The organism is Streptomyces sp. AB3(2024) (assembly GCF_041862025.1).
Classification (GTDB): Bacteria; Actinomycetota; Actinomycetes; order Streptomycetales; family Streptomycetaceae; genus Streptomyces.
In genome coordinates, this window is record NZ_JBGWAB010000027.1 from 58,662 (window position 1) to 73,170 (window position 14,509).

Genomic DNA, 14,509 nt, shown 5'->3' on the forward strand with positions numbered 1-14,509 from the left:
GCGCGGCCCGGGCCCGGCGTTAACGTCGGTCAGCGCCGCTTGCGTTTTCCGCCCGCGCGCTTGGCGGGCTTCTTCCTGCCCGGGGGGCGGGTCGTGCCGCTGGTCTGGAAGGCCCGCCAGGTGCGACGGGCCTGGTCGGCGGTGGCGCGGTCGGGGTGGTGTGAGAGCTGCTCCGCCAGGAAGGCGGACGTGTACGGGTCCGCCGCCGTGAGGGCGGTGACCAGGACCGGGCCGCCGCCGGGCCAGGCTGCCGCGGCCTTGTCGAAGGCGGCGTGGACCTCGGCGAACAGTTCGGGCTCCTCCTCGTTCGGAGCCGCCGTCATGCGGTGATCGAGGGATGCGGCGCTCCGTACGGCTTCGAGCGCGTCGACCAGGTACACCGCGCGGGCCGACAGCGGAACGGCTGAGGGGTCGGGCGCCTGGCCGCGTGCGTGCAGGGTGTGCTCGGCCCAGCCGCCCAGGACCGGGTCGGCCAGCAGGGCGTACAGGGCCTCGTCGGGTACGGCCGTCGCGTCGAGAGTGGCGAGCAGCGCTCGCCGCCTGGCGGGCTCGTCCTCGGGGCAGGCGGCGGAGATCGCCGCGAACAGAGGGATCCATCCGTCGGTGCCCTGCGCGGCCAGCCAGTCGCCGACGGCCTGCCGGGCGGCCCGCTTCGGCCACCACTGGGCTGCCGCGACGAGCCGTTCCGCGTCCCAGGCGAGCATCTGCTCCCGAGTGGGGAAGACATCGGCGGCTTCGCCTCCGAGGCCCAGGAGGAGGGTGTCGCGGAGCAGGGCGGAGCCGAGTGGGGTGAGGCTGAGGGCGTCTCCGGTGCGCTCGGTGATGCCCAAAGCGGCCAGGCGGTCCATCAGGCGCACGAGGCGGGCAGCGGAAGGAATCAGATCCGTACGGTCGGACGCGGAGAGTGCCGGGAGTCCCAGGACCGCGGACAGGGCCTGGGGGTCGGGCAGCTCGTACTCTCCGGTGGCCGGGACGGACACGTCGGGGTCGCTCTCGTAGCCCGGCGGCACGAACCACATGTCGTTCAGGGCGGCCACGCGCGCCACGGACTGCGCCATCCCCGCCTGCTCGCACAGGAGGTAGAGGGTGATCAGGTGCTCACCGTCGTACTCCTCGGCCGTCTCCTCCTCCTCGGCCGACTGCGCCAGTAGGACGCCGAGCAGGTTCAGGGCCAGCCCGGTCAGCTCGGCGGGGCCACCCTCACGCCAGGCCTCGGCCGATGGCCCCGCGCTCAGCGCGCCGCCCTGCTCCCGCACCAGGAAGCCGCTCGCCAGCGCCAGTTCGCGCGTTCGCTCGTCCGCACCCTGCGGGTCGGCGGCGGCTTGCGCCAGGAGCTGGGGCAACGGGGCGGAACGCAGCAGCGCGGCCTGTTCCTCCGGGGAGGCCGGCAACGGGGCCGGGGGCAGCGGCGCGAAGGCGTCGCCGTACATCTCCAGGTGCTGGCCGGCCATGGCCTCGACGAGGGCGAGGAGAGGGGTGGGAGCGCTGCCGCCGCCCGGCGCCAGGTGCGCGAAGGGTCCGCGCAGCAGGGCGTCGAGCCCGGCTGCCGTCCAGCGATCCGTGAGCACCGCTGCCTGCGCCCCGTACCAGTCGTCTCTCTCGTCGTCCGGCTTGCCTACCGGGGCATCGGCGACCAGCAGGCCCTCGCCGGGGCGGGGCCGCACCTGCTCGGCCAGCGCCACGGCCTCCAGCCGTGCGGCGAGCAGCGGACGGGCCTGCCGGGAGCGTTCCGCGCACAGCGCCTCCGCGTATGCCGCTTCGGCGAGCGGTCCAGTCGAGGAGGAGGCGGCGGCGGCGAAGCCGAGCGCGGCGTTCCGCTCGGTGTACGGGCGCGCGGCGAACGCCTCCAGCCAGCCGCGCACGGCCCGGGGGTCGGTGGGGTCCACGTCCGCGGCGCGCAGCAGGTTTCCGTACAGCCGCGGCCAGGTGAGACGGCGGGGGCTCGTCATCGCCTGGGTGAAGCCCTCGGTCAGCTCGTGCACCCGGGTCACGAGCTTCGCCTGCCGCTTGGCACTGAGGCGGCCGGCCTCGTGGGTGTGGTCGATCAGCGCGACCAGCGCGGCCACGAAGCCCGGCAGCTCTTCCTCGGTGGCGCTGACGTACAGCGGGAGCAGGATGTGCAGCAGTTCCTCGGCCAGCTCCTCGGTGGGCTCGGGCAGGCCGGTCCGGCGGCGTGCCTCGCCCAGCGCGAGCAGACCGAGGACGGCCTCGGCCGCCCGCGCGTCCAGCGGGGCGCCTCGATCTTCGGCCCGGGCGAGGAACGAGTCCAGATCAAGGAGAAGTGGCGTGGCGGTGGTCATCCCGGCAGCCTAGCGACGCGGCACAGCCGCCCGTTCCCATAGTTGAGATCCGGGACGGCGAACGGGAGCGCGACGTGCGAAAGCACATGTATGCCATCGATGGCATACACACCGCCACCGCCGCTCAGCTCGCCCGGCCCTGTCACCGTGCTCACCTCCACGCCGATGGCCCTGACGGCGCTGTGCGGCGGTCGGGTCACCGTCATCGAGGTCTGACCCACGCGTCCTAGCCGGCCGAGGTGAGTGCGCAGGCCAGCGCGCGGGCGCTCGCGGGGACGCCGCGGGCCGGTTCGCCGTGTACGGGGTGGGCCTGGTCCAGGGTGGGCAGGAGGCTCGGGGCGCGGTCCGCTGGGGCGCGGTCGAGGAGTGTGGTGCCTGTTTCGGCTTCCTGGGTGGGGGCGTAGCCGGCCGTGCGGAGGGCTGACAGGGTCTCCTCCGGCGGGGCTGTGGAGATCAGGACCGTAGGGGCGATCCGGCGCAGGCGGAGTCTGGCCAGGCCGCGGGCCTGGGCCACCTCGGCGATCAGTCCGGGGTCGTCCGAGCGGATGCAGCAGGCGGAGCGGACGACCTTGAGTTGTCCGTGGGTACGGGCCGTGTCCTTGATCGTGTAGGCGAGCGGTTGCGGCAGCGGGATGCCGCGCTCGCTCGCGGTGGTGAGGCGGTCGAGTAGTTCCTCCGCGCTCCAGCCGACGTCCAGGGCCCGGCGTACGGAGGACGCGGTGATCCGCCAGACCACGGCGTGCCCTTCGGACTCGATGTCGCCGACAGCGGAGAGCAGGTCTGCGAGGGCGGGTGCGGGCGCACCGGTGACGGTGGCGGTCAGGTCGCTCTGGAACCGGGCCGTGTCGCTGGGCTCGGGCAGCGTCGCGTACAGGACCTCGCGCAGTGCGGTCACCGCCTGCGCCAGGGCACGGCGCAGGGACAGGTCTTCGCCCAGGTCGTCGCAGTCGCGCCCGGCAGGGTCGGCGCCGGCGCCGGGTACTGCCGGGTAGTGGTGTGCGGCTCCCGCCTCCAGCAGCCGGCCGAGGGCCCGCCCGACGGGGGTGAGGGCGCCATGGGCGACCACGCCGAGCAGGGCCGCCTCCCTCAGGGTGGCCGCCAGGCGGTCGAGCACTCCGTCCAGGCCGGCCAGCTCCCCGGTCCCGTCGGCGGCCAGGTGGCCGCGCAGTGCGGGCTGGAACCATGCGGCCAGGGAGAGCAGTTCGGTGTATCCGCGCGTGTTCGCGGTCAGCCCGTGTCCGTCGGGGAGGACGGCGAGCGCTCGTAGGATCCCGGTGCGGAGGGTCACGGCGTCCTCGTCCTGCGGGCTGATGAGCGCGACCGGGGTCTCGCCCGGGTCCGGCCAGTGGCTGAGGACTGCGGGGACCACGGCCCAGGCGGCCAGCAGCGGCAGCAGCTTGGCCGCTGCGGGGGCGACGGCCCAGGCGTCATAGCGGTCGCTCGGCAACAGCCGGGCGGAGGGCTTGGGGCCCTTGGAGTTGCGGCGGCTGCGGGCAGCGGGGGCCGGTTCGTCGTCGAGGGGTGCGGCCAGGCCGGCGTTCACCGCAAGGTCCAGCCACAGCCGGGTGTCGGCCTCATCGGCCCCGGCCGCCTTGGCCAGCCGCCGCGTGTCCCGTACGGCGATCCCGCCCGCCTTGCGGATCGCGACCGGCTCGGCGGCCAGCGCCCGCAGGACCAGTTCGGCCCGCCAGGCAGCCGCCGCCGCGGCCGCGCCACCCTCGCCCTCCCAGCCGGACGGCAGCGGCTCGGTGGCGGTGAACGGCTCTGGTTCCAGCCGGGGGCTGGGGGCCGCGCCCCCATCGCGGAGCGCGCGGGCGACCTCGTAGGGAAGCTCCACCAGGTCGAGACCGACGGGAACCAGCAGTCCGCGCCCGGCCAGCCAGTCGGTGCCCTCGTCGCCGCTGCCGCCGTCCCGGAAGACGTACTTGGCGTCCGGGCCCGCGTACTGCGACCCGTACCGGCCGACGAAACAGTGGGTCCGCAGCAGCGGCGGGCCGGGCACCAGGTGGTCCAGCAGCTCCAGCGCCCGGACCGGGGCGTCCGCCACCAGTGCCCGCACCTGGGCGGGATCGGCTAGCAGGGCGGTGATCAGCTCCTGCGCCTGGTCGCGGGTACGGGCCGCCCCCTCGCCGAAGAGGTTTGCGGCGATCCGCTTGACCTCTGGGGCGTTATAGGCGGTGGTCAGCAGCCGGTCGGCCCTGCGCCCGTATCCGTCGAACCCGGCGGCGCGGACGTGCAGCAGTGGTGGGAGTGCCAGTCGGCCGTTGGGCGCGGGGAGCAACAACGCGCGCTCCCGCAGTCGGGTGAGTGTGTGTTCCGCCCGCTGCCGCTTCTCCCCCGGCTCGAACCAGGACAGTACGTCCCGCTCGGGCACCAATCGGTCCGCGGGTTCCACCGGGGGAACGGGCTTCCGCTGTTGCCAGGGATATCCGGGCCCGTCCTCGGCCTCGCCACCGGCTGCGGGGCCGTGCCGCTCCAGAGCAAGGGCGGCGATGGAAGCGAGCAATTCCAGTTCTCCGGCGGTGCCCGCCATCAGGCCCTGGCCCACCGACTCGTCGGTGAGCAAGTGTTCGGCGAGCTCGCGGAGGGTGGTGATCCGTCGGTACCCGGCGGCAAGCGGCAGATCCCGCTCCTCCAGCAACGCGGTCAGCCGCTGAGGATCCAGGGTGCCCAGCCATTTCGCGAGGGCGGTACGCGCATTCACCCGGCCAGGCTAGCGCCGTCCGCTCACCCCGCGGGGGTGAACCGGACCCGTCACCTCGCCGCCGTGCAGACGGGCTTCGACGTCCGGAAGGTTCTGAGCATGCGGTCGATGTCTCCCGCCACTGGGCGCCCGAGGCAGGTACATCACCATGACCGTGCTTGACGGTTTCCCCGGCTACCGCCAGGCGCGGACAAGGTCCTCCGGACCCCAGTGCGCCGCAAGAGGTAGATCATCCTCGACACCGCAACGGGACACCGCCACCAGCGCCGTGTCCGGCTCGGCGCCGGGCACGGCGAGCATGTCCCGCACCAGGGCGTCGTACTCGCGCCGGCCGAACGGCTGCGACTCCAGCCACTTCACCGAGCCGATGAAATGGACCTGCCCTGCCACGGGTTCGCGGTCGGCTCCGATCAGGTCGATCTCCGGGTTGTTCTGCCGGTTCCACCAGCCCCCGACCGCCTCCGTCTGCGGCCACATCTCGTCGGGCAGCAGCCGCAGCAGCGACTCACGGACGACCGGCTCGACGGCCCGGCCCCGCCAGGTCGTCCACGACCGCTCGATGCGCTCCAGCGCCAGATCACCACGACCGCGCTCGATGAGCGGGATCCCGCGTTGCAGGAAAGCCAGCCAGAACCGCAGGTACGGATCGGCGATGCGATAGCGCTTGTTCTTGCTGTCCGCCTTGACCGAGAGCGGCAGGTCGGCGGCCAGGACTCGCTTGGCCAGCAGCGTGTTCAGCAGCGGAGACAGCGTGCCCGAGGGCAGCGCGCCGGCACCACCGGCCTGTGCGGCAATGGTGGAGAAGGTCCGCTCGCCACTGCCGACCGCTTCCAGGATCGCGCGCGAGTGGGACGCCTCGGGAAACTCCCCCAGCAGCGACAGTTCGCCCGCCACCAACAGCGGCGCAAGCGGGTTGGACACAGCCTCGCGCAGAAAGTCCCGGCGGCCCATCCCCGGCCGCCAGGACTGAACGATCTCCGGGAACCCTCCGGTGATCAGCAGCGCGTCCACCGCTTCCGCCGCGTCAAGACCGGTCATCGCCTGCACATCGGCCAGATGCAGCGGCTGCACGGTCATCTTGGCCGCCCGGCCGAAGAAGGGTCGGCCATAGGACTGCAGCGCCTCCATCACCGACATGTCACTGCCGACCAGGATCAACAGAACGGGCTTGGCGGACAGGTGCCGGTCCCAGACCGTCTGCAGCGCCCCCTCGAACTCCCCGTCCTGTTCGACCAGCCACGGCACCTCGTCGATCACCGCAATGCTCGGGGCGTCGTCCGGAACCGCGACTGCGAGGGAACGCAGTGCCTGGTTCCAGTCGGCGGCCTGCAGCCCGGCCACCAGCTCAGCGCCGGGAAGAGGGGAATGCGCCAGCGTCTCGGCGAAGTCCGCCCGCTCGGCCACCGCGTTGCGTCCTCGGGTCGCCTGGAAGACCACGTACGGCAGCCCGGAACGGTCGCAGAATTCCTGGACCAGACGAGACTTGCCCACCCGGCGCCGGCCCGTCACGGTCACAGCCTGACCACGCGTGGCCCCCGTACCGCCGACCACCAGACCCAGCTGCCGAGCCAGCTGATCCAGGTCGGCAGACCTGCCCTTGAACTCCATCAGCGCCCATCCCTGGCATTCATTAAACGTAGGTTCGATATTACGTAGATTGAACCTTACTTAGACCCTAGCCCGCTTCTGACGCTCCCGCCGGCAGCCTCGCCGAAGCGGAGGGGAAGGGATCGGCGCGCCGGCGCATCAGTCACCGAGGCCCACACCCTTCAGATTCTGCGACATTCAGCACATTTCTGAGTCGTGGGACATGCGTGGGACGGCAAGCCTGACAACTCATCAGCCGCCCCGGCCTCAGTGGTTGCCCGGCGGTTCTCGATGGGCGCGTCGCTGCCGGCCCAGAGGTGGATGCGGGTCGTGCCGGGCTGAACTCGTGCGCGTGGATGGTCGTACAGAACTGGACCGCTTGGCCTTCCGGCGTCTTGGCGTCACCGTGGCAGAGGCTGCCGATGCGCATGCCCTCGACGAATGTCTCGGGCTCGGGCAGACCGAGGTGGGTTCCCTCGCGCCGAAGCGGCTGCAGGAACCGGTCGGCCTCCGCGGTCGTCACGGTGAAGGCGAGCAGCTCAACGTCGTACTGCACGTTGGTGTGGAGCCCGGCTCGCGGGTCGGACCACTTTCGCTTCCCGGGCCCGGAGGGAGCCGTCGGAGCGCTCATCGGCCGGTCTCCCCGCCGCCGTCGCGGGCGTGGCGACCGGGGTCACTGCGCTCACCGGCCCGTCCGGGGTCGTCGGGGGCGGGCACTGCCGCACCGTTGCCCAGCTCGTAGTGCTGGACCGAACCGCTTCCCGAATGTTGAACTCCCGTGCCAGACCGACCTTGTGCTGTCGGCCCACCGTCGGCGCCCGGCGCGACGGTCACCACGCCTGCCACATTCGACCGGGCGGACCCGACCGCGTAGGACCAGTTGGGGTCCGCCTCCTGGGAGGTCGTCCCGGTCGGGATCCTCCGATCCGTGCTTGCCGGAACCCCCGTCGGGCGCCACCTGCTTGACCGACGGGGTGAAGTGTCCGGCGGCGAGCAAGTCGGTCCTGTGGGTGCTCCACAGCTGCGTGCGGGCGTCGGGGCTGAGTGACTGCCAAAGCCTCCGCAGCCCGGCCCGCTGGGCCGAGTCGGGTCAGGGGGACTCCGTGGTGGGGGATGTCGGGCGGGGGAAGGCCGTCAGGGCGATGGTGGCTGTGGTGAGGGTGATGAGGCCGCCTGCGGTGAGGGCCCAGCGGGGGCCGCGGTGTTCCGCGAGCAGGCCCGTGAGGAGGGCGCCCAGGGGGGTGCCGCCTTGGAAGATCAGTGTGTAGAGGGCCATCACGCGGCCCCGGTAGGCCGGGTCGGTGCCCAGTTGGGCTCGGTGGTTCGAGGCCTGGGCGAAGTACATCAACGTGAAGCCGGTCAGGGCCAGGAGCAGGCAGGCCGTGGTCAGGGTCGGGGCCAGGCCCGCGAGGGCCTCCGTCGCGCCGAAGGCCAGTGCCGAGCCGGTCACCACGCGGGCCGACGGGCGGCCGCGCCGGGCGGTGGTGGCGAAGGCGGCCAGCAGGGAGCCCGCCGCGAGGGAGCTGCTGAGCAGGCCGAAGGCGGTGGAGTCGGTGTGGAACTCCGTCTTGGCCAGCAGGGGCAGGGTCAGCTGGAAGTTGAACCCGGCCAGGCCCACCACGCCGAGCAGCGCCAGCGGCAGTACGAGGTCGGGGCGCCGGCCGACGTAGCGCAGTCCGTCCGCGACCTTGGGCGCGGTCGGCCGCGCCGCCGGGACGTGCAGTTCCGCGGGGCGCATCAGGGCGACGCTGGCGACCGTGCCGAGGTAGCTGACGGCGTTGATCAGGACGACGGCCGCGACGTCGAGGCGGGCTATGAGGAAGCCCGCGATCGCCGGACCCACCACGCGGGCGACGTTGAAGTAGGCCGCGCTCATCGCCGAGGCGTTCGGCAGGAGCTCGCCGCCGACCATCTCGCCGACGAACGAGATCCGGGTGGGCGCCTCCACCGCGTTGACGGTGCCCATGGCCAGGGCGAAGAGCCAGATGTGCCAGAGCCGCACCTCGCCGAGGAGGATCCACAGGCCCAGCGCCAGCGCGAGCACCCCGGACGCGCCGTTGGCGAGCATCAGGAGGCTGCGTTTGCTGTGGCGGTCGGCGAGCCCGCCCCCGTACAGGGTCAGCAGGAGGACGGGGGTGAACTGCAGGGCCGTCACCACCCCCAGGGCGGTGCCCGAGTCGCCGGACAGCTCCAGGACCAGCCAGTCCTGGGCGATGACCATCATCCAGGTGCACGTGACGGAGAGGAGCTGTCCGAGGACGAACAGCCGGAAGTTGCGCACCGAGAGGGACTGGAAGGTGCGTCTCAAGGTCTCCACGGTTCGGCTGTTCCCCTTCCACTGCGCCGCACGGGCTCGGCGGCACACCTGGGAACACGGTGGTCCCGCCCACTCGATTCTTTCCCGTGACGGTGTTCCGGCCACTTCCGGTGGTCCGTACGAGGGGGGTGGGGCGGGGTTGGTGGGTTTGGGGGGTGGGTGCGGGGCGGGGGCGTGCGTAGGGTGGTCGGACAGGCCGCATTGTGCCGCTGACCAGGGCCTTTGCGGGAAGGCAGCGCGTGGAGGATGGGGCGACGAGGATGCGTGAGCTGGCGGAGACCGCACGGCAGTGGGCGGCGGAGGGGCGGGTCGCGTTCCTGGCGCGGCCGGTGACCGAGCAGGGGTTCGGGCCGCGCGATCCGGCCGGGGCGGTGCTCGTGGACGCGCGGGGCGAGTGCGCGGGGGCCCTGTACCGCGGGGTGTTCGACGCCGAGCTCGTCGCCGAGGCGGCGGCGCTGGGCGCGGCGGCGGGTGCGGAGGGGGCCCGGGTGTGCGAGCTGTCCGTCGGGGCGGGCGAGGCCGTGGGGGCCCGGCTGACGTGCGGCGGGCAGGCCGAGGTACTGATGCAGCCGCTCGCGGCGGTCCCGGCCGAGTGGTGGGAGCTGCTCGGGACGGGGGCCGGGGTGGCGCTGGTGACCCGGCTGAACGAGGACGCCGACCGGGCGGAGAGCCGGGTCGTGCGGGCCGGCGGGACGCCCGGCGACGACGCCGAGCGCCGGGCCGGGGAACTGCTCGGTACGCGCCGGCCCGGCCGGGACGCGCTGTACGGGGGGTCCGGGCTGGTGCTCGTGGAGGCGTACCCGTCGGCGCCGCACGTGGTGATCGGCGGGGCCGGGGAGCTGGCCGACGTCATCGCGGCCCAGGCGGCGCTGCTGGGCTGGGAGGCGGTGTGCGTGGAGGGCACGGCCGAGGCGGAGAAGGTGCTGACCGCCCACCGGGACGCCGCCTGCCTGGTGCTGCTCAGCCACGAGCCCGACTTCGACGTGCCGGCCCTGCGGACGGCGCTCGCGCTCGGGATCCCGTACGTCGGCGCGCTCGGGTCGCGGCGGACCACCGCGCGGCGCCGGGAGGGGCTGGTCGCGGCCGGGGTCCGGGAGGCGGAACTGGCCCGGGTGCACGGGCCGATCGGGCTCGACCTGGGCGCCAAGACCCCGGCGGAGACCGCTCTGGCGATCTGCGCCGAGATCCTCGGGGTGCTCGGCGGCCGGGGGGCTCAGGGGCTGCGGGATTCCGACGGACCGTTGAGGTGACGGGTCCGTCGAGGGGGTAGGGGCGGACGGGGGCGGACGAAGCCGGGTGGGGCCGGACGGGGTCGGCCCGGCCGTCCGCTCCCCCGCGGTTCGAAGTTTCTTTGGGCCGATTGCATGAAACCAGACCAAACGCGGGAAAATAGGACGTATGAATACGACCCTGATCCCCCTCGCGGCGGACGCGACACTGGGCCAGATCGCGTGGTTCCTGTTCGTCGGGCTCGGCGTCGTCGGCGTCCTGCTCGGCGGCTTCGCGCTGGGCCGGAGGGTGCGCGACCACGAGCCACCGCCCCCCACCCCCGAGAGCCAGCCCCACCTGCCCGACGGCGGTGCGGTGTACGAGGTGCGCGAGGAGCGGGACTACGTCGAGATCCCCGAAGGCGGCCTGCGCCCCCACGAAATGCAGGGGTACGGCAACTTCGGCTCCCGCACCCACAGCCATCCGGACGACGCCCGCGCCGAGCGGGAATCCGGCTACGAAATCCCCAAGGGGCCCGGACCGCACGTGCAGCCCGGCTCTCCCCCGAACGCGGGGCGCGGCGCCCACGCCTGAGCCGGCCCGCACCCGACCGGCCAACCGGCCCGGCCCGCGCCCGACGACCTTCGAACCCCGGCCTCTGACCCGCGGCCACGCGGGTCAGAGGTCCGTCCGGAGCCGGAGCACCTCCGGCGGCGGGTGCCGGGCCGAACTGCGCCGGACCTCGGCGGCCAGGGGCGGGTCCAGCGGGCGGAACGGTACTTCGCCGAGCCCGATCGCAGTGACCGTGGCCGCGGCCGGGGCCACCTCCCCGCGGGTCGCGACGGCCGCCGCCATCTCCGTACGCAGCCCGGCGGAGAGCGGGCTCGACACCAGCGGCGCCTCGTCGTCCTCCCCCGGCAGCACCAGGACGAGGGCCAGCGGGCGGCGCGGGGTACCGGTGAAGCCGATCACGGCCGCGTCCGCGACGTCGGTGTGGCGCAGCTTGCGCCAGGAGCGCCGGCCGGCGGGGTAGGCCTCGTCGAGCCGCTTCACGACCAGGCCCTCGATGCCGCTGGCGGGCAGGGTCGCGTACCAGGTCTCGGCGAGCTCGGGGTCGGTGGTCATCGGCACCGGCTGGAGCGGCGGGCCCAGGGGCAGGAGCAGGTCGACCAGGAGCGCCCGGCGGCGTTCGTAGGGGCGGGCGCGGACGTCGAGCCCGGCCAGTTCCAGCACGTCGAAGGCCGCGTACGAGGCCGGCAGGCGTTGCGCGAGCACCGCCGCGCGGGCCTCGCTCGGGGCCGCGGCGCGCCGCTGGACGAGCGCGAAGTCCGTACGGCCCGCGTGCCACACCACCACCTCCCCGTCCAGTACGGTCCCGGCGGGCAGTTGCCGGGCGGCGGCGGCCAGGTCGGGGAAGGCGGCGGTCACGATCCGGCCGGAGCGGGCCTGGAGGACCACGTCCTGCGCGGTGCGCACGACGACGAGGCGGTGGCCGTCGAACTTCGGCTCGTACGCCAGTCCGGCCCCGCGCGGCAGGGTCCGTACGGCCGCGGCCAGCGCCACGCGGATCACGGCAGCCTCCCGGCACGGGCGGGGTCGGTCAGGGGGGCCAGCAGGTCGCCGTCGCGGGCCAGCCGGGGCGGCATGTCGTCGGCGAGGAACACCAGGTCGGGGGCGGTCCGGCAGCCCTCGACCTCCTCCCAGGTGATGGGGGCGGAGACGGTGGGCAGTTCCCGCGCGCGCAGGGTGTAGGGGGCGGCAGTGGTCTTGGCGGCGGCGTTCTGGCTGTGGTCGACGAACACCTTCCCGGGGCGCAGGGCCTTGGCCATCCGGTGCACGACCAGGCCGGGGAGGGCCGCCTCGGCCTCCTGGGCGAGGGTCTTGGCGTACGCGGACACGCGCGCGGACGGGGTCGGCTCGATCGGGACGGCCAGGTGCAGGCCCTTGGAGCCAGAGGTCTTGGCGTAGGCGTCGAGGCCATCGGCGGCGAGGCGCCCGCGCAGCCAGCGGGCGGCGGTGCAGCACTCGACGACGGTGGCGGGCGGGCCGGGGTCGAGGTCGAAGACGATCCGGTCGGCAACGGCGGGCCGGCCGGCCGTCCACTGGGGGGTGTGGAACTCCACGACGAGGTTGGCGGCCCACATGAGGGTGGGCAGGTCTCCGATGACCACCTGCTCGGCGCCCGCGTCCTCGGAGCGGGGCACGGGGGTGGTCCTCACCCAGGCGGGCGTACCGGGCGGCGGGTTCTTGGTGAAGAAGAGCTGTCCGTCCGGACCGTCGGGATAGCGCAGGAAGGAGACCGGGCGGTCGCGGATGTGCGCGAGGAGGGAGTCCGCGACCGTGGCGTAGTAGTGCAACACCTCGCCCTTGGTGAAGCCGGTCCGCGGGTACAGGACCTTGTCCAGGTTGCTGAGCGCGATGCGACGCCCCTCCACCATGGTGATCGGCGTCATACGATGAGATTGCCACGAATCAGGAGGAACCGTGCGATCCATTTGGAACGGGGCGATCTCCTTCGGCTTGGTCAGCATTCCGATCAAGCTCGTCAACGCCACCGAGAGCCACTCGATCTCCTTCCGTCAGATCCATGTGAGCGATGGCGGTTCTCTGGGGGTCGTGGCTGTCGCGTGCTGATCTGCGGAGAATCTGAGCAGGTCAGAGCCAATTGGGTGGTCGTGTAGGTGTGCCACAGGTGTGGTGCGGCGGGTTCAGGCGGAGGCCCGCTTGGTGCTCTTCTTGGCCGTGGTCTTCTTCGCAGCGGCCTCGGCCGTGCTCTTCGTGGCGGCGGTGGTCTTCTTCCCGCCTGCTTCCTTCGGTGATGCGGCGGCCTTCTTCGCCGCGGAGCCTGTCGCCTTCCTGGCCGGGGCTGCCTTCTTCGCCGGAGCCTTCTTCGCGGTCTTGCGGACAGGCAGGGTCCGGACCTCGGCCTCCGTCTCCTCGGCAGCACCGCGCTCCCCACGCGACTCCTTGGCCGCGCGGACGCTGTTCTCCAGGGCGGCCATGAGGTCAATGACCTTGCCGCCCGCCGGGGCGGCTTCCTCTTCGTGCGGTAGCTCAACGCCTTGGAGCCTGGTTTCGATCACCTGCTGGAGGGCTTCCTGGTACTCGTCGTGGAGCGTGGACAGGTCGAAGTCCTGAGACAGCATGTCCATGAGGGACCTGGCCATCTGCAGTTCCTGGGGGCGGATCGCGACCTCCCCCTCCGGCGCGACGCCGGCGGCAGGCCGGACCTCATCGGGCCAGAGGCAGGTCTGCAGCACGAGAGTGTCCTCGTGCACCCGGAGCACGGCGAGTGACTCTCTCGACCGGATGGCGATCTTTGTGACGGCGATCTGTCCGGATTCGGTCAGGGCCTCTTTGAGCAGGGCATAAGGCTTGTCTGCCGCGCGGTCGGAAGTGCCGACGTAGTAGGCCTTGGAGAACATCAGCGGATCGATGGTCTCGGCGTCGACGAAGGCCAGCACGTCGATGAGCTTCTTGCTGGGGAGGGGGAGATCTGCGAGGTCCTCGTCCGACAGCATGATCATGCTGCCGTCCGGGGCCTCATAGCTCTTGGTGATCTCCTGGTACGGAATCTCGACGTCCTCGGCTTCACATACGCGCCGCAGCCGCACCCTGGAGCCGTCCTTCTCGTGCACCTGGCGAAGCGGGATGTCGTGCTCCTCCGTGGCCGTGAAGAGCTGGACTGGGATCGTGACCAGCCCGAACGAGATGGCCCCCTTCCAGGTTGCCCTCATTCCGCGCTCCTTCCGTGCGGAATTTCAGGCTATGCCGGAGTGCACCGGGGCGACAGTCGGCGGTGCCCCGGGTCGCTCCCAAGGGGATCTCACCTGTTCATCCACCCTGAGACGTCGGGGCGGGTGCAAGAGGGCATCCGTTCAGTTCGGTTTCGCCCTCGAAGGACCACCACAGTTCGCCGTCAGTGGTCAGGAATGGCGCCCACGGGCCGACCGTGCCCCCGTGATCGAGCACGTCCGCGACGTCGTTCAGGTAGGCGGCGAGCGACGGCCATCCGTCGCCGAAGGACGCCGTGTCGTCATGAGCCGCACTTCCTAGCCGGCCTTGTTGTGGGCCCTCGCGCATGTCTATCACCTGCGAGTCCCCGTCACTCTGGGCCCACGGGATCCACTGCGGATGCCACCAAGGCTCGCCGCCCTCCTCGTGCGGTTCGCAGAGGTCCGGGTCGTCCCCTGCGATCTCCACAGACATGCGCCAAAAGGAGACGATCTCGGCGACAGGTATCGGGGGCTGCTCCGGAAGCATGTTGGCCCAGCTGACGAGTGAACCGTTCCGGGTTTGGTGGGGACTCGATCATTTGAGAGGATCGAGTCATGGCACGTCCTTCCCAGTACCCGCTTGAGCTGCGCCGTCGTGCGGTGCGGATGGTCGCCG

The 14,509-nt window shown here is 72.4% G+C and carries 10 protein-coding genes and 1 pseudogene; 3 read left to right on the forward strand and 8 right to left on the reverse strand.

Annotated elements, in window-relative coordinates; all coding sequences use genetic code 11:
* Positions 1–29: 29 nt before the first annotated feature.
* The 4 genes from ACEPPI_RS14360 to ACEPPI_RS14375 form a co-directional block, all read right to left on the reverse strand.
* On the reverse strand, positions 30–2,300 hold the full coding sequence (locus tag ACEPPI_RS14360) for a hypothetical protein (RefSeq protein ID WP_373915610.1): 2,271 nt from the start codon (positions 2,298–2,300) through the stop codon (positions 30–32).
* A gap of 226 nt (positions 2,301–2,526) precedes the next feature.
* The gene (locus ACEPPI_RS14365; protein ID WP_373915611.1) at positions 2,527–5,004 is read right to left on the reverse strand and encodes a helicase-associated domain-containing protein; all 2,478 of its coding nucleotides are present in this window, start codon (positions 5,002–5,004) and stop codon (positions 2,527–2,529) included.
* 174 nt (positions 5,005–5,178) lie between these two features.
* A complete protein-coding gene (locus ACEPPI_RS14370; RefSeq protein WP_373915612.1) occupies positions 5,179–6,612 on the reverse strand; it encodes an ATP-binding protein in 1,434 nt (477 codons plus the stop codon).
* A 1,069-nt stretch (positions 6,613–7,681) separates the two neighbouring features.
* Positions 7,682–8,908, reverse strand: a complete 1,227-nt coding sequence (locus ACEPPI_RS14375; RefSeq protein ID WP_373915613.1) for an MFS transporter — start codon at positions 8,906–8,908, stop codon at positions 7,682–7,684.
* A 260-nt stretch (positions 8,909–9,168) separates the two neighbouring features.
* Here ACEPPI_RS14375 and ACEPPI_RS14380 point away from each other — a divergent pair, with 260 nt between their 5' ends.
* Both ACEPPI_RS14380 and ACEPPI_RS14385 read left to right on the forward strand, forming a co-directional pair.
* Positions 9,169–10,158 carry an XdhC family protein gene (locus tag ACEPPI_RS14380; protein ID WP_373915614.1) on the forward strand — a complete coding sequence of 330 codons (990 nt, stop codon included), beginning with the start codon at positions 9,169–9,171 and terminating at the stop codon, positions 10,156–10,158.
* 148 nt (positions 10,159–10,306) lie between these two features.
* The gene (locus ACEPPI_RS14385) at positions 10,307–10,711 is read left to right on the forward strand and encodes a DUF6479 family protein (protein ID WP_373915615.1); all 405 of its coding nucleotides are present in this window, start codon (positions 10,307–10,309) and stop codon (positions 10,709–10,711) included.
* 84 nt (positions 10,712–10,795) lie between these two features.
* Here the strand turns inward: ACEPPI_RS14385 and ACEPPI_RS14390 are convergent, their stop codons facing one another.
* A complete protein-coding gene (locus ACEPPI_RS14390; RefSeq protein WP_373915620.1) occupies positions 10,796–11,686 on the reverse strand; it encodes an ATP-dependent DNA ligase in 891 nt (296 codons plus the stop codon).
* A complete protein-coding gene (gene ligD, locus ACEPPI_RS14395) occupies positions 11,686–12,570 on the reverse strand; it encodes a non-homologous end-joining DNA ligase (protein ID WP_373915616.1) in 885 nt (294 codons plus the stop codon). The genes ACEPPI_RS14390 and ligD overlap by 1 nt, the downstream gene beginning before the upstream one ends.
* 31 nt (positions 12,571–12,601) lie before the next feature.
* On the opposite strand from ligD, the pseudogene ACEPPI_RS14400 reads away from it, so the two are divergent.
* Positions 12,602–12,727, forward strand: a pseudogene (locus ACEPPI_RS14400) (Ku protein); the annotation flags it as partial.
* Positions 12,728–12,825: 98 nt separating this feature from the next.
* On the opposite strand, the gene ACEPPI_RS14405 reads toward ACEPPI_RS14400, so the two are convergent.
* A complete protein-coding gene (locus tag ACEPPI_RS14405) occupies positions 12,826–13,854 on the reverse strand; it encodes a Ku protein (RefSeq protein ID WP_373915617.1) in 1,029 nt (342 codons plus the stop codon).
* 97 nt (positions 13,855–13,951) lie between these two features.
* Positions 13,952–14,326, reverse strand: coding sequence for a hypothetical protein (locus ACEPPI_RS14410; RefSeq protein WP_373915618.1), 375 nt, complete (start codon positions 14,324–14,326; stop codon positions 13,952–13,954).
* Positions 14,327–14,509: the final 183 nt, after the last annotated feature.